We start from the raw sequence: 15,457 nt of genomic DNA, 5'->3' as shown, positions 1-15,457 counted from the left end.
TCAGTTGACCGTGACCTGGCCCAGGGCCGGCTTCTGTTCCTGCGCTTGGTGTTGCGGCGCATAGACCTGAGTGAAACGTACCGGCGGAAGGTTGAACTGGCCTTTCTGCGAGAAACGCACCAGATGCCGCAGGCGCAACTCACCGCTCAAGGCATCCACCGGAATGGCATAGGCCATTTGCCCCGGTTCAAAACGTGCTTTTTCCAGCGAAGTCGGTTCGGTACCCGCCTTGCCCATCAGCTTGATGCCCCACGTCGTGCGCTCGACATCGGCGCCCGGCGGCAACGGCACTTCGACCATGCCGTACCGCAGCGGTTTGGCGGCTTTGCTGGTAACGATGACTTCGTCCAGGTACAGACTGTCGCTGGACAACGGCTGGGAGCCGACCGCTTCGAGTTTGAAGGTGAAGGCTTCGTCACCCGGCACCAGACGCGACAGGCGACGGGTGATGGTCACGGCCATCGGATCAACCGCAGGTTGCCTGGTCTGGAAGCTCAGCGCGGCACGCAAGGGACGCTCTTGCTCCCCACTCAACGACAACACCGCCGGCACAGGCGTAGCGCCCTGCCACGTCCAGTACATCTCACCGGTATCACCGTAGTTTTTCTTCCAGCCTTCGCCCGGTGCCAGGGCGATGGTCGGCGAAGCCTGCTCGATGCTGCGTTGCAACCAGGTCAGCGCCAGGGCGCGCTCCAGCGTCGATTGCTGTGGCAGCAAACGTTGCAACAGTGCTGCCGCGTGAGCCTGATCGAAGGCTTGCAGCGACAGGTTCAGCGCTTCGGCAAATGGCTGGGAACTGACCGCCAACCGTTGCTGCGCAGCCGCCAGCTGCCGATTGAACGCGTCCGGCAGAGCGACCTTCGACTGCTTGGCCAACGAGGCGGTCAAGGTACGTGCTGCGGCCAGGCCCAGCGCCGAATCCGGATCACTCATGACGAGGCTGTCTTCGCCGCCCTCCATCAGGTTGGCGGCATTGCCCTCGCCGGCTTTCGCCAGATCGTCCATCAAGCCGCTGAGCAAGGTGTTCACCGGCAATTGCATTTGTTTGGCGAACGACAGGATCAGCGCGCGCTGCAACAGCGGCGTGTTCTTGGCTTGCTTGGCATAGACCTCCAGCACCCGCTGCCAATGCTCCGGCGGCAGGCTCAATTCCAGCACCTTGCTGGCGTGCCAGTCGGCGTAGTAAGCGTACGCCGTCAGGAACGCATCCGGCTCACCGTCCATGCCCCACCAGGTGAAGCTCGCGGATGGCCCGGCCATTTGCACCAGACGCAGACGGCTGTTCTGCATGATCAAACGCAAGCGATCACGGATTTGCGGATTCGACGACAAGGTCGGGTAAGCGATGCTCAGCGGCAACAACTGGCTGGCCGTCTGTTCGACGCCACCGTACGGGTAGCTCAACAGATCATCCAGCGCCGAACGGAACAGCGCTTGCGGGCTGTCATCCAGACGCAGGCGAATGTCGCTGGCGTCTGCCGGCAATGTCAGCGGCGTATCGCCACTGGCCACGTCCAGGCTTTGGCTTTGTGTGACCTGCCAACCTTCGCCGGTCGCGGTCAGACGCACAGCCAAAGCGTCGGCGGTTTTGCCGTCCTGTACCAACTCAGCGGTCCACTCACTGTTAGCCAAGGCGAACGCGGGCAGTGCGATGTAGTTGATGCCGTTGTTCAGCGTCACCGGCACGCGTTGTTCGGTGCCCGCGAAGTGAATCACCAGCTCAGCCTTGACCGGCTTTTCTGCCTGACTGAAGGCGAAAACACCGAGCGAAGGCTGGTCGCCGCTACGGAATTTGGTCGGGCCGCTCCACTTCAGATACAGCAGTTTTTCCGAGCGCACGAACTGTTTCTTCTGCCCGACCTGACCGTCATCGGCGATGGCCCGGGCGGTAATGCGCCAGCGAGTCAGCGAGTCCGGCATCTTGAAGGTGAAGCGGGTTTTGCCGTTGGCATCGGTCACCAATTCTGGCTGCCACGCGGCGGTATCGACGTCTTCACGACGCGGCCGCTCCAGCACTTTCACCCCGCGCTCACTGCGGTTGGCTTTGCCCGGTGCGCCCGGGCTGCCCGGCAGTGCAACGTCGTAGCTGATGAACGACAGGCTGGCGCTGGTACGCACGTTGTTACGACGCGGGTGATAGAAGAACTGGTCGATGGTCGGCGCGACTTCCGGTTGCAGCGCGTAGACCATTTCGTCGACCACGCTGACGGTCAGGTGCGCCGGAATCGGCTTGCCGGCGAACTGCGTGGTCAGGTCGACCGACACGGTATCGCCGGGCTGATACGTCTCTTTATCGGTGGCGATGGCCACGTCGATTTGCGGTGCAATCACTTTGATGCCGGCGTTCTGGAAGCTGTACTGGCCGCCCTTGGTGTACAGCACGGAGAAGGTCAGGTTCGGCGCAAAACTATCCTTCACCGGGATGCGCGCGCGGTACTGGGTGTCGCTGAGTTTTTCCATCTTCAGCCAGTCACCGCCCTTGGACAGCAACGCCGTGGCCTCGACCTTGTCGCGCTCCAGTGACAGCAGCGCATCGCTGATCGGCTCCGGGAACGTGATCAATGCCAGGGCTTCGTCGCCGGCCTTGTACTCGGGTTTATCGAGGACGATTTCCACGGTGCCCGGCACGGCTTTGACGCCGTCGCCGGTGACCGAATGACCGGTCGCGCCAATCACGCGGCCATGCTCATCCTTCAACGTCAGGTTGTAAGTGCCCGGACGGTCGAAGGCCAGAGTGAAGCTTTTATCGGTGGCCGCGAGTTTGCCCTCGCCAGTGGTCTGGTCCTCCAGACGCACCCAGCTGTAGCTGCTCGGCGTCACCGCTTTGCTCTGCTCGTTGGCGCCTTCATTGACGTAGCTGAAAGCAACCTTGTCGCCTACCGCGCTGAAGCGACGCGGCGCACTCAGGCTGAAACTTGCCGCACCACGGTCGATGAGGATTTCCTTGGTGGTCTTGACCCGATACGCAGCGCCATCGCTGGCGAAAACGGTGAGCATGTAGCGGCTCGGCTTCTCGGCGGCCGGCAGGTCGAGGGTCGCGTTGCCCTTGGCGTCAGTGGTCAGTTCGGTGCTGGTCAACTCAACCGGGAATTGCCCGAGGTATTGCAGCTCGTTGTCGACCATCGACAATTGCTGGGCACGCAGGCTGAGGCTCAATTTGGCATTGGCCACCGGTTTGCCGTCCGGGTACAACAACACCAGGCTGCCCTTGACCGGTTCGCCGGTGCGGTAATCCTGTTTGGCCAGGTTCAACGAGATTTCGAAGTGCGGCTTGATGTATTCGGCGACCCGGAACGCGCTGCTGTAAGCCTGATCCTTGTAGCTGAAACGCAGCTCATAACCGCCCGCCACCGCGTTGTCCGGCAACTGGAAGCGACCTTGCGTGCCGGACTTGGAATCGAGTTTCAGCGCCAGCGATTGCAGCGCCGTGCCAGTGGCATCGAGAACGGTCACGTTGACGTCGGCAGCGCTCGGCGCCACTGAATCCCGGGCATTCTTGAACTCGCGCCCGACGATTTTCAGCGACACCCAATCCCCCGGCCGATACAGCGGCCGGTCGGTGAATGCATAGAGTTTGGTGTCGTAGATTTCGCTGTCGTAGTAGAAGTTCTCGGAGACAAACACCCCGCCCTCTTCGTCCTCGCCAATCACGAACGAACGCTCGGGACTGACGTGTTTCAGACGCAGCAAACCATCGGCATCGGTGGCGCCGCTGCTCATTACGCCGAGGCCATCGGTCCACAGCACATTGACCTTGGGCACCGAACTGCCTTCGTGTTTGCGCGCGGCCCAGACCAGCAGTTCATCACCGGCAATCTTGCTCACGGCCACGGTGTTCGAGACAAACACCATGGTCGTCGCACGGTATTTGCCGATCAACGCTTCCACCAGATACAGACCCGGTTTCAGGTTGCCCAACGGGATGTACACATTGCCCGGTGCAACGCTGACGAACTCACTGGAAGAGCCGGCCAGGTTCACCCCGGTCGGTGGCTGGATCGGTTTGGCTTGCCACAGCGGATAGCGGAATTGACTGACCACCGGCAGGCCCGGGATCAGGGCGAATTGTGGCTGAGCGTCGTAGGGCGTTGGCGCCGACATCGCATTGCCCATCTTCAGTTCCGGCACTTCCTCGGTGACCTGTTGACGCGACTCGTAGGAGAACGCCCGCTGCATCACGCGACGGGATTTTCGGTACCAGTTGTCCCACAGGTACGCGAGGGTATTCGACAGGCCTTCACCCTTGAACTGGCCGTCGCTGACCACGCGGTGCAGGTTCTTCTGGCGCTTGAGAAAATCCAGCGGTTTGTCGATGCGGTACACGCGAATGTCGGCGCCGCCATAAGGCTCCATGCGGAACCGACGGTAATCGCGACCCGGCGCTTCGAGGCGCACCATGGCCTGTTCGTCACTGGCGAAACTGCTGTCGGCCAGCAGGAAAAAGCTTTCGCCGGCCACCGGCGTATAGCCGCTCGGCTCGACGGTGTCTTCGGCATTGACCGCCGAAAAAGGCAGCACTAAGACCAACAGTAGAGGCAGAAAACGCAGCATGCGGGCACCGGTCATTGGGAGAGAAAGTTCAGTCGATAGACGCCGATGAAGTTGGGGTTGGCTGCGTCGGGTATCCATCGGGTGTCCTTCCATGTCATGAGTTGCTGCAGGCTTGCCGAACGCATGCCGTTGTCAGTGGGGGTGGTGGTGCCGGTGTGATAGGCGATGTAGCGGCCCATCCAGATCATCAGGTGCTGGTCGTCGCCCTGATCGAAAAACATCAGGTCGCCGGGCCGGGCTTGCGCCACGTCACGGCCCACCAGATGACTGTTGAACTGAATCAGTTTGATCGCGTTGACGTACGGCCCGACCTTGCCACCGCCCTGCTGCCATTGCTGGGCGAGGCCGCGCTGGGCCTCGCTCAATTGCAGCTCTGGCGGCAGATAGCGATTGGACAAGCCGTTGCTGCGCAGCCATTTATCGTCATGGACTTTCAGCGCTTCGTTGGCCGCGAAACGCACCAGCCCGGCACAGTCCTGCTGATACCAGCGCGGGCTTGGGCCTTGGGTCAGTTGCTCCTGGGCGATGCGCACAAACCAGGCGCGAAACACCTGGGACTGCTGCGGGTCCAGCGGCGCCGCCTCAGTGGCAAAGGCGCGACTGCCCAGCAACATCGCCAGCAAGCCGAGGCCTCGGATGAGTGCGGTCACAGGGCTTTCCACTCCAGCGGCAGCCATTGCCAGTGGCCGTCAGGCTCGCTGCCTTCAGGCAAGGTCAGGGCGTACTTGCCATAACCACCGAGCTTGCGCAGTTTCGGGATCAGGTAGGTTTGCGCGGCGTTGTAAAACACCGGCTCCATGTCTTGCGGCAGGCTGTCGAGGGTTTCCTGTTGCATCAGTTGCGCCATGGAATCCGGACCGAAGTACATCGGCATCAGCAGGTCTTTGGGCACCACGTCGGCCATCGGCGGGAAGCGCTTGTCGAGGGTGCCGAGGGCCTTGTCGACGAGTTTGTCGTCGAGGGAGAACAGCAGCGTCGAGCCGTGACGCGCGAGGCTGACTTTCATGAAAGCCTTGCCGGAGATCGCTTCCGGGTCTTGCGCCTCCTTGGCTTTATAAGGACCGAAGTTGGAGCTGACCTGACGCAGCCATTGATGAGTTTGGTCGGTCTGTTTCTCGACCACCGGGAAGGCGTGTTCTTCAACGTTGGGTTCAAAGGCACCGACCATCGAGCCGAACAAAGTGCCCAGGTCCGCATCGAGTTTAGCGCTGCCCTTGTCGTTCAGGCTGGCCACCAGCAACGGTGTGTAGAGACGAGAATCGGCGTACCAGCACAGGCCCGCCGCGCCGGCCATATGTTCGGTCAGGGCCTCGGCCACCGGTTCTTCGGCGCCGAGTTTCACCAGCAGCGGTTTCTGTTGTTCGGCAGCCAGCGGCAAAGCCACGCAGGCACTGGCGCCCATCGGCATGGCTTGCCAGATCGGCTTGAAGTCGAAGTCCGGCTGGTCCTCCAGTTCATCCAGGGCGAGGAAGCTGTGCCAGCCCTTGTCGTCCATGTCGAAACGGACGCCGGCGAAGTTCGGGATGAAGCGCTGATACCCCATGGCCAGGACGCTGGAATTGACCGACAGGCGTTGCTTCACTTCCGGTGCGCGCGGTGGCAGGCCGAACGCCTCCGGGAACAGTTTGTCGCCATTGAGCAATGCCGCCAGCGCCAGGGTCGAGACACTGCCCGGCTCTTCACTCGGACCATTGGCCGGGTCATAGAGTTTGGCGGGATTGGACAGCACCACCAGTTTGTCGCCATGGGAGGCGAACACCAGCGCTTTGCTGTTGTTGTAGGTGAGCTGGTACAGCGCCACCTCGTCGGTGCCGACTTTCACCTCGCCAAGTGTTGTCAGTTGCGCATCGTCCAGCGCCACTTTGGCCAGCGGTTCCAGCACCTTGGCCAGACCGCCGCGATCCATCACCAACAGGAAATCCTTGAGCCGGCCATCCGCCCCGCGCCACAGCGCCACGTCGGCCGGTTGATCGAACAGTTGCTCGATCAGACTGTCCTGCAATTTGAGGTCATGCTCGTAGATGATCCGCCGCAGGCTGCCGATCAAACCAAGGCGATCGGCATGCGCTTCGTAATAGAAGACGAAATCTTCGGTCAGGGTTTCCTTGAGGAACGGCACCGCCAGCAAGTCCTTGGGCAATTGGCTCAAGGAGCGGGTTTCGAGCAGGCCGTCCGGCCGGCTCATACCCAGTTTGTCACTGGCCAGCGCCGCCACCGGCAACTTGGGTTTGTGCATGAACCAGCCCAGACCGCCCGCCACGCCCGCCACCAGGCACAGCCCGACCAGCAGCGCCGGCCAACGGCGAGGAGTTTTGGCAGCAGGCGTTTCAGCGGCCGGGGAAACAGTCTTTTCGCTCATGTTTACGCTCATGTTCCCAAAGTTCAGCAATTCATCCGTGGAGCGGGATGCTTAATAGTTGAAAGTCTTGACCAGCAGCAGGTCACCGATGGCCCGCAGGGGCACGATGAAGGTCTCGCGTTTTTCGTCGACGGTGTTTTCGTTGAGCACCAGGTTGATCTGCGAGGTAATCACCTCGTTCTGGTTGCTGGTCTCATCGAAGTTATAGCCGCCGTTGCCGAAGTTGCCCCAATAGTTCACGTAAACCAGATAGGTGCCACGCAGCGGCGCGGTCATGGTGAACATTTCCGGACCGGGGCCGTCGACACCGTCCGGGTCCAGGCCGCCGCCATTGGTCAATGCCGGATGAGCCCAGAACGCATGCTGACCGTCGGGGGTGACAATGTGCAGGTCGAGTTCGGCTTTCGGATCATCCCAACCCAACACCACACGAATCCGTGCCGGGGTGCGCAGGTTGTTGGCTTCATAGAATTGAACGCGCTTGAGCGACTGACCGTCGGCACTGCGCACTTCGACGCTGTTGGAACCGGCGCCGAACGCATACGGCCGGGCAAACCGCCCCTTCTCGTCGGTGTACAGATTCAAAGGATTGCCATTGACCGCCAACGTGTGCGGCCCGCGCTGAGTGCCCAAGGCCTTGAGTTGGCCTTCGATCATCGTGCGATTGCGCTGCACACCCCGGTCGATGGGTGGCGTGGGGTAGGCGACTTGAGGATTTTCGCTGCGGTCGAGCAGGCCGTTGAAGCGCCAGCCACCGACCGGCTCCGACAGCACGGCCGCAGGCTCGGCCAAGGCCGCGCTCGCGCAGACCAGCCCCATCAGCAGCAAAAGAAGTGAACGCATGTGACGCCTCCTGCCATGCATAACGAAACCTTGCGCCCGATCCTCGGCGCGTTACAGATCCAAATACTGCGTTTCGTCAAAAAGACCCGTGACTATTGGGTCGTAGAAGGCGCGAAGAGTAGCCATTTGGCGGATTTTTAACAATCGGATACATATGGGTTTGCTGCGCGAATCACAAACTTTCAGGGACGTGAGCCGAATAGCGGTGTTATTCGGCTCACAAAATGAGCCGAATAAGTCGCTAAGTTGAGCCGTCCCACAATCACGTAGCAGCTGGCGAAGCCTGGGCTCGGCTGCGTAGCAGTCGTCAATCCTGTTTGCACCGTATGTCTGATACTCCGCGAGCGCTTATTTTACGACTGCTGCGCAGCCGAGCCCAGGCTTCGCCAGCTGCTACAAAGGATGCGTCGCAGTTGAAACGGTTGCCGCCGGCACTGTGGCAGAACTGCCCTGCTCATTTGCCCATAACCCCCATGTCTGCTAGTGTCGCGCCGGTTTAACGTCAACCGGAAATAGCCGCCATGGCCCGCAAAAAAGCTGCACTGGATTTCGAACAATCTCTCGCTGACCTGCAAACACTGGTGGAGCGTCTGGAGAACGGCGAATTGTCGCTGGAAGACTCGCTGACGGCTTTCGAGCAAGGCATCGGTCTGACTCGCGATTGCCAGGCGGCGCTGGCCCAGGCCGAGCAAAAGGTTCAAGTGCTGCTCGAGCGTGATGGCGAGTTGGCCGAGGAACCCTTCGACGCGGATCAGCCAGAATGATTGCAGCGTACTCTGCGACCAGCCAGGCCCGGGTCAACGCGGCCCTGGAAACCCTGTTCAACGCGCCAGGCCCTGAACTCGCTCGCCTCTATGAAGCCATGCGCTATAGCGTGATGAATGGCGGCAAACGCGTACGCCCGCTGCTGGCCTATGCCGCCTGCGAAGCATTGGGTGGCAAGGCCGAGCAAGCCAACGGTGCGGCCTGCGCGGTGGAGCTGATCCACGCGTATTCTCTGGTGCACGACGATTTGCCGGCCATGGACGATGACGATCTGCGTCGCGGCCAGCCGACCACGCACAAGAAATTCGATGAAGCCTGCGCCATCCTCGCTGGCGACGGCTTGCAGAGCCTGGCCTTCAGCGCCCTGCTTGCCCCGCACCTGAACGAAGCTGACGCCGAGATCCGCCTGCAGATGGTCAGCGCACTGGCCGTCGCGGCAGGCCCGGCGGGCATGGTCGGCGGTCAAGCCATCGACCTCGGTTCGGTTGGCCTCAAGCTCGATCAAAAAGCCCTTGAGTACATGCACCGGCACAAGACCGGCGCGCTGATCGAAGTCAGCGTCAAACTCGGCGCCCTGGCCAGCGGCCGCGCCGAGAAGGACGAACTCAAAGCGCTGCAAACGTATGCACAAGCCATCGGCCTGGCGTTTCAGGTCCAGGACGACATTCTCGACGTCGAAAGCGATACCGAAACCCTCGGCAAGCGCCAGGGCGCTGACATCGCTCGCGACAAGCCGACCTACCCGGCGCTGCTCGGCCTTGACGCGGCCAAGGCCTACGCGCTGGAACTGCGCGACCAGGCCCTGCACGCGCTGCGACCGTTTGACGCGGCCGCCGAGCCCTTGCGCGATCTGGCCCGCTACATCGTCGAACGGCGTAGCTGACAGCGTATCGGCCAAGTTAAGACCAACGCGTGGGCAGGGGGCGAAGCATCAGGTAAACTGCCGCATCTTTTATACCTATAACGATTCGCCTGATGCCCACGACGTTTCATGAGATTCCCCGCAAACGCCCGACCACGCCCCTGCTCGACCGCGCCAACACGCCGGACGGCCTGCGCCGGTTAGGCGAAGCCGAGCTGGAAACCCTGGCCGATGAGTTGCGCCTGGAATTGCTCTACACGGTCGGTCAGACCGGCGGGCATTTCGGCGCCGGCCTGGGCGTCATCGAGCTGACCATCGCGCTGCATTACGTCTTTGACACCCCGGACGACCGGTTGGTGTGGGACGTGGGTCATCAGGCTTATCCGCACAAAATCCTCACCGGCCGTCGCGAGCGCATGGGCACCCTGCGCCAGAAGGATGGCGTCGCCGCCTTCCCGCGTCGTTCCGAGAGCGAGTACGACACCTTTGGCGTCGGCCACTCCAGCACCTCGATCAGTGCAGCGCTGGGCATGGCGATTGCCGCCCGTCTGCAAAACAGCGATCGCAAGGCGATTGCAGTGATTGGCGACGGCGCGCTGACCGCCGGCATGGCGTTCGAGGCGCTGAACCATGCGCCGGAAGTGGACGCCAACATGCTGGTGATCCTCAACGACAACGACATGTCGATCTCGCGCAACGTCGGCGGGCTGTCGAACTACCTGGCGAAAATCCTTTCCAGCCGCACTTACGCGAGCATGCGTGAAGGCAGCAAAAAAGTCCTGTCGCGCTTGCCGGGCGCCTGGGAAATCGCCCGTCGCACCGAAGAATACGCAAAAGGCATGCTGGTACCCGGCACGCTGTTCGAAGAGCTGGGCTGGAACTACATCGGCCCGATCGATGGCCACGACCTGCCGACCCTGATCGCCACGTTGCGCAACATGCGCGACCTCAAGGGCCCGCAGTTCCTGCACGTCGTCACCAAGAAAGGCAAAGGCTTCGCCCCCGCTGAAGTCGACCCGATCGGTTACCACGCCATCACCAAACTCGAACCGCTGGACGCACCGGCCGCCGCGCCGAAGAAAGCCGGCGGGCCGAAGTATTCGGCGGTCTTTGGCGAATGGCTGTGCGACATGGCCGCGTCCGATCCACGCCTGGTCGGCATCACCCCGGCGATGAAAGAAGGCTCGGACCTGGTGGCGTTCAGCGAACGATTCCCCCTGCGCTACTTCGACGTGGCGATTGCCGAACAACACGCAGTAACCCTCGCCGCCGGCATGGCCTGCGAAGGCGCGAAACCGGTGGTGGCGATTTACTCGACCTTCCTGCAACGCGGTTACGATCAACTGATCCATGACGTCGCGGTGCAAAACCTCGACGTGCTGTTCGCCATCGACCGCGCCGGTCTGGTGGGCGAAGACGGCCCGACGCACGCTGGCAGTTTCGACCTGTCGTTCCTGCGCTGCATCCCCGGCATGCTGGTGATGACCCCGAGCGACGAAAACGAATTGCGTAAAATGCTCACCACCGGCCACCTCTACAACGGCCCGGCGGCAGTGCGCTATCCGCGCGGTTCGGGGCCGAACGCGGCCATCGAGAAGGACCTGCAACCGATCGAAATCGGCAAAGGCATCGTTCGTCGTCAGGGCAACAAAGCCGCCCTGCTGGTGTTCGGCGTGCAACTGGCCGAGGCGCTGAAAGTCGCCGAGACGCTGGATGCGACCGTGGTCGACATGCGTTTCGTCAAACCGCTGGATGAAGCGCTGGTTCGTGACATCGCCGCCAGCCATGAGCTGCTGGTGACCATCGAAGAAAACGCGATCATGGGCGGTGCCGGTGCCGCGGTCAGTGAATTCCTGGCGCGCGAGAACATCCTCAAGTCGGTGCTGCACCTGGGCTTGCCGGACCTCTACGTCGAACACGCCAAGCCTGCGCAGATGCTGGCCGAGTGCGGGCTGGACGAGGCTGGGATCGAAGCTTCGATCCGCGAACGCCTGCAACTGCTGAACCGCTAAATACACTCTCCCTGTGGGAGCAGCTGTGCGGCGATCCGACTTGCCCGCGAAATGGCCGGCACATCCAACTTCAATGTTGATTGTGCCGACGCCTTCGCGGGCAAGTCGGATCGCCGCACCGCCGCTCCCACAGTGTTTTGTGGACCTATCAAAATTGTGTTCGCTAGAACGAGCCAACGGATTGCCAATGAAACTCTCCCCCCTCGCCCTGACGCTGACCCTGCTGCCGGCCGGCCAGTTGCTGGCCGATACCTTCGAACGCGATCAAGCCCTGAAGCTGCCGGACGTTCTGATCACTGCCAACCGTCAGGTTGAAGCGCGCAACGACAGCAGCGCCGCCAACACGGTATTCACCCGCGAAGACATCGACCGCCTGCAGCCGAACAGCATCACCGACCTGCTCAGCCGGGTGCCGGGTGTGCAAGTTGCGCAAACCGGCGGGCGCGGCAGTCTGCCGGGGGTTTACATTCGCGGCACTCAGTCGGCGCAAAGTCTGGTGCTGGTGGACGGTCAGCGCATCGGCAATTCGACGTCGGGCGACAGCAACCTGCAGCACATCAACATCGAACAGGTCGAGCGCGTGGAAGTGCTGCGCGGCTCCCGTTCGGTGATTTATGGCAGCGACGCTATCGGCGGGGTGATTCAGATCTTCACCCGCCGTGGTGACGAGCAAGGCCTGCAACCGCGGATGCACGTGGGATTTGGCAGTTACCAGACCTGGGAACGCAGCCTCGGGCTGTCCGGCGGCGATGAGAAAACCCGCTTCAATCTCGGTGCCAGCCTCAATGAAACCGCCGGGATCAATCGCACGCAGCAGTCGTTTCCCAGTGATGGCGATCACGATGAGTACCGCAATCAATCGGTCAGTTTCAGCGTGAGCCACGCGCTCACCGACGATCTCGAAATCGGCGCCAACGTCTTGGATAACCGGGGCAAAAGCGAGTTCGACAACCCGTTTGGCCGCTTCGACACCACCACTTTCGAGTCGGTCCAGCAGCAGCCTTCCAGCGATTTCGACGTGAGCAGCGTCAGCAGTTACGTCGATGCACGGGTCAACGACGCCTGGAAAACCCGCCTCGAATTCGGCCATAGCGAAAACCGCGAGAAAACCTCAGACAAGCTCAGCGATGAACGCAGCGTATTCAACACCTACCGCGACTCGGTGAACTGGCAGAACGACCTGACGCTCAACGACCGTAACAACCTGCTCCTGGGCGGCGACTGGTACGAAGACCGGGTCAACAGCAGCACGGCCTTCGATGAAGACAGTCGCTGGAACCGCGCGGCATTTTTCCAGCATCACTACCGTGCGGACAGTTTTTCCACTGAGCTGGGCCTGCGCCACGACGAGAACCAGCAGTTTGGGAGTCAGAACAGCTGGAGCGGCACCTTCACTTTGCCGCTGAACCCGGATAACGACGTACTGCTGAGCTACAGCGAAGGCTTTCGTGCGCCGACGTTCAATGACTTGTACTACCCGGATTTCAGCAACCCGGACCTGAAACCTGAAACGTCGAAAAGCTATGAACTGCAATGGCGCAGCCAGTTGACTGAAACCAGTCGACTGGAAGCGTCGCTATACCGCACGGACCTCGAAGACGCGATTATTTTCGGCAGCAACTCTCGGCCAGAGAACGTCGCTTCAGCACGGATCAACGGGTTTGAAGCTGCGTTGAAACAGGAGTTGTTCGGCTGGCAGAGCAACCTTGGCGTCGCAATCATCGACCCTCGCGATCGCGACACCGGCCACACCTTGGCTCGCCGGGCACGACGGACGTTGAGTCTGGACCTGGATCGACAGTTTGATCGCCTCGGTCTCGGTGCCAGTTGGCAAGCCGTCAGCAGCAGCTACGACGACTTGAACAATGAGCAGCCGTTGGGTGGGTATGCGTTGCTCGGATTGCGCAGCAGTTGGGAACTCGATCGTGAGATCAAGCTTGAGCTGAAGGTCGATAACCTGCTGGACAAAGGCTACAGCCGGGCCTTGTACAGCCACGACAGCAATCAGTATGGGTACCGCGAAGAGGGTCGGGCATTGATGTTCGGGGTGACCTGGACACCGGCAATTTAACCTGATCACCTGATCGTTCCCACGCTCCGCGTGGGAATACATCCTGTGACGCTCTGCGTCACAGCCTCAGAAGCGGACGCAGAGCGTCCATGGCGGCATTCCCACGCAGAGCGTGGGAACGATCAACGCAGAACGCGGGAACGATCAGCGTGATGGTGCGATCAACTGGCACAGTTTGGCCGTCGCTTCGATCATTTGTCCGCTCGGCCGCTCCAGGCCTTTGTCCGTTACCAGCAACAATTGCCCCTGCTTCACCGCCGCGACCTGCGACCACGCCTTCCACGCGTCCAACTGCGCCTGATCACTGGCCAGAATCACCTCGGGATCACGCTGCAACACCGCTTCGACACTGACCTGCGGTGCCGGCAATGTCAGGTCGGCAAACACATTGCGGGCGCCGCAGACCGCCAACGCATCGCTGATAATCTGACCGCCACCAACGGTGTACAACGGCCGGTCCCACACCTGATAGAACACCCGCAATGGCGTGTCTCGCCGATAGCGCAGACGCAATGTTTCCAGCCGCTGGTGCAAATCGGTAGCCAATGAACGTCCACGTTCCGGGCGGTCCAGTTGCTTGGCAATGGCTTCAATCTGCGTCGTCAGTTGTTCCAGCGAATGCGGTTCGGCGACGTAGGTGGGGATGTTCAATCGCTTGAGCTGCTCACGCTGGGCCGGGCCAACGCTGCCCGGCCAGAGCAACAGCAAATCGGGTTTTAGACTGAGCAAGCGCTCCATGTCCAACTGACCGTAGCGGCCCACCGAAGGCAGGTCTTTGAGTTCAGCGGGACGCTCACCGGCATCCAGGACACCGACCAGCAGGTCGGCTGATCCCAGTTCGACAACGATTTCAGAGAGGGACGGCGCCAGACTGACGACTCGTTCGACGGCAGCCGCCGAACCGCTGACGGCCAGCAGCAAAACCGCCAGCCAATAGCGCAACATCAGCCGAGTTGACGCGGAATACGGTAGAGGTAGAACAACACCGTGGTCGACAGTGCCAGCAACACCAATGGCACGGCTTCGAGGCCGACGAATACCGCCAGCGCGCCAATCCAGGCGGGCAATGCAGCCGCCAGGAACGCGGTACGCCGCTTGGCGGCCAGGGCGATCCAGGCAGCGGGCTCTTCAGGGGTGTCGAGGGCTTTTTGAGTGGCGATCAGCGCGTGCTTGTAGCCACCGAAAAACTTCAGGCTGACAAACATCGAGGCGACACCGGCGATGAACAATGGCATCGCCAGCACCGGCAGGATGGCCTCGCCCTGGCCAAACACACCGTTGATCACGAACAGCGGCAACAAGGCCAGCGCCAGGTATTGCCACCAATTGAACGACAGTCGACGCCGAACCTGACCGCGGGTCACGCCCGATCCGCCTCGCCCTGATGCTCGTTGCCCATCATGTGGTCGAGCTTGCTGGCCTTGGTGGCCAGGTAAAGTTTGTTGTGCGGGTTATGGCCGGTGTGCAGCGGCACGCGCTCGGCAACCACGATGCCCATGTCGGTCAAGGCTTTGACCTTGCGTGGGTTGTTGGTCATCAGGCGCACGGACTTCACCCCCAGGTGCTCAAGCATCGGCAGGCACATGGCGTAGTCGCGCTGGTCGGCGGCAAAGCCCAGACGCTCGTTGGCTTCAACGGTGTCGGCACCGCCGTCCTGCAACTCATAGGCGCGGATCTTGTTCAGCAGGCCAATGCCACGGCCTTCCTGGCGCAAATACAGCAATACGCCACGGCCTTCACGGGCGATGGCCTGCAAGGCGGCTTCAAGTTGCGAACCGCAGTCGCAACGCTGGCTGAACAAGGCATCGCCCGTCAGGCATTCGGAGTGCAGCCGGCCGAGTACCGGGGCACCGTCGGCGAAATCACCCAGGCTCAGCACGACATGCTCGCGGCCAGTGGCTTCATCGAGAAAGCCATGCATGGTGAATTGCGCAAAAGGCGTTGGCAGCTTGGAAGCGGCGACAAAAACGACAGGCACCGGTGTGCTCCTGATC

11 protein-coding genes are annotated in these 15,457 nt (G+C 61.4%); 4 read left to right on the top strand and 7 right to left on the bottom strand.

From position 1 onward, the window contains the following. The 4 genes from BMS17_RS15425 to BMS17_RS15410 are packed head-to-tail and all read right to left on the bottom strand — an operon-like array spanning position 1 to position 7,753. On the bottom strand, positions 1-4,566 hold the full coding sequence (locus tag BMS17_RS15425; protein WP_077431193.1) for an alpha-2-macroglobulin: 4,566 nt from the start codon (positions 4,564-4,566) through the stop codon (positions 1-3). After that, entirely contained in the window at positions 4,563-5,228 is a 666-nt protein-coding gene (locus BMS17_RS15420) for a DUF1175 domain-containing protein (protein WP_046028765.1), read from the bottom strand. The genes BMS17_RS15425 and BMS17_RS15420 overlap by 4 nt, the downstream gene beginning before the upstream one ends. Continuing rightward, on the bottom strand, positions 5,198-6,910 hold the full coding sequence (locus tag BMS17_RS15415; RefSeq protein ID WP_046028766.1) for a DUF2138 domain-containing protein: 1,713 nt from the start codon (positions 6,908-6,910) through the stop codon (positions 5,198-5,200). Before BMS17_RS15415 ends, BMS17_RS15420 begins: the two co-directional genes overlap by 31 nt. Positions 6,911-6,961: 51 nt before the next feature. Continuing rightward, a complete protein-coding gene (locus tag BMS17_RS15410; RefSeq protein ID WP_077431192.1) occupies positions 6,962-7,753 on the bottom strand; it encodes a YfaP family protein in 792 nt (263 codons plus the stop codon). 521 nt (positions 7,754-8,274) lie between these two features. Between BMS17_RS15410 and BMS17_RS15405 the strand changes: the two genes are divergently transcribed. The 4 genes from BMS17_RS15405 to BMS17_RS15390 all read left to right on the top strand — a co-directional run bounded on the left by BMS17_RS15405 (position 8,275) and on the right by BMS17_RS15390 (position 13,463). Continuing rightward, positions 8,275-8,517 carry an exodeoxyribonuclease VII small subunit gene (locus BMS17_RS15405; protein ID WP_007894317.1) on the top strand — a complete coding sequence of 81 codons (243 nt, stop codon included), beginning with the start codon at positions 8,275-8,277 and terminating at the stop codon, positions 8,515-8,517. After that, a complete protein-coding gene (gene ispA, locus BMS17_RS15400) occupies positions 8,514-9,401 on the top strand; it encodes a (2E,6E)-farnesyl diphosphate synthase (protein ID WP_077431191.1) in 888 nt (295 codons plus the stop codon). The genes BMS17_RS15405 and ispA overlap by 4 nt, the downstream gene beginning before the upstream one ends. Positions 9,402-9,493: 92 nt before the next feature. Then, complete coding sequence (dxs, locus tag BMS17_RS15395; RefSeq protein WP_046028771.1) at positions 9,494-11,392, top strand: 1-deoxy-D-xylulose-5-phosphate synthase; 1,899 nt, start codon at positions 9,494-9,496, stop codon at positions 11,390-11,392. A 187-nt stretch (positions 11,393-11,579) separates the two neighbouring features. Next, positions 11,580-13,463 carry a TonB-dependent receptor domain-containing protein gene (locus BMS17_RS15390; protein WP_077431190.1) on the top strand — a complete coding sequence of 628 codons (1,884 nt, stop codon included), beginning with the start codon at positions 11,580-11,582 and terminating at the stop codon, positions 13,461-13,463. Between the two features lie 144 nt (positions 13,464-13,607). Here the strand turns inward: BMS17_RS15390 and BMS17_RS15385 are convergent, their stop codons facing one another. The 3 genes from BMS17_RS15385 to ribA are packed head-to-tail and all read right to left on the bottom strand — an operon-like array spanning position 13,608 to position 15,441. Then, entirely contained in the window at positions 13,608-14,408 is an 801-nt protein-coding gene (locus BMS17_RS15385; RefSeq protein ID WP_077431189.1) for a cobalamin-binding protein, read from the bottom strand. Then, positions 14,408-14,827 carry a hypothetical protein gene (locus BMS17_RS15380; RefSeq protein WP_046028775.1) on the bottom strand — a complete coding sequence of 140 codons (420 nt, stop codon included), beginning with the start codon at positions 14,825-14,827 and terminating at the stop codon, positions 14,408-14,410. The genes BMS17_RS15385 and BMS17_RS15380 overlap by 1 nt, the downstream gene beginning before the upstream one ends. Beyond that, positions 14,824-15,441, bottom strand: a complete 618-nt coding sequence (ribA, locus tag BMS17_RS15375; protein ID WP_046028778.1) for a GTP cyclohydrolase II — start codon at positions 15,439-15,441, stop codon at positions 14,824-14,826. Before ribA ends, BMS17_RS15380 begins: the two co-directional genes overlap by 4 nt. Between the last annotated feature and the right edge of the window lie 16 nt (positions 15,442-15,457).

The organism is Pseudomonas sp. C9 (genome assembly GCF_002000165.1).
In the GTDB taxonomy this organism is placed as follows: domain Bacteria; phylum Pseudomonadota; class Gammaproteobacteria; order Pseudomonadales; family Pseudomonadaceae; genus Aquipseudomonas.
Note: the sequence above shows the minus strand (reverse complement) of the source record. Positions and strands in the feature narration are given on the sequence as shown.

Coding starts and splice junctions, on each gene's coding strand:
- BMS17_RS15405 (WP_007894317.1), top strand. CDS start 8,275: ATGGCCCGCAAAAAAGCTGCACTGGATTTCGAACAATCTCTCGCTGAC.
- dxs (WP_046028771.1), top strand. CDS start 9,494: ATGCCCACGACGTTTCATGAGATTCCCCGCAAACGCCCGACCACGCCC.
- BMS17_RS15385 (WP_077431189.1), bottom strand. CDS start 14,408: ATGTTGCGCTATTGGCTGGCGGTTTTGCTGCTGGCCGTCAGCGGTTCG.
- ispA (WP_077431191.1), top strand. CDS start 8,514: ATGATTGCAGCGTACTCTGCGACCAGCCAGGCCCGGGTCAACGCGGCC.
- BMS17_RS15390 (WP_077431190.1), top strand. CDS start 11,580: ATGAAACTCTCCCCCCTCGCCCTGACGCTGACCCTGCTGCCGGCCGGC.
- BMS17_RS15415 (WP_046028766.1), bottom strand. CDS start 6,910: ATGAGCGAAAAGACTGTTTCCCCGGCCGCTGAAACGCCTGCTGCCAAA.
- BMS17_RS15410 (WP_077431192.1), bottom strand. CDS start 7,753: ATGCGTTCACTTCTTTTGCTGCTGATGGGGCTGGTCTGCGCGAGCGCG.
- BMS17_RS15420 (WP_046028765.1), bottom strand. CDS start 5,228: ATGGCTGCCGCTGGAGTGGAAAGCCCTGTGACCGCACTCATCCGAGGC.
- BMS17_RS15425 (WP_077431193.1), bottom strand. CDS start 4,566: ATGACCGGTGCCCGCATGCTGCGTTTTCTGCCTCTACTGTTGGTCTTA.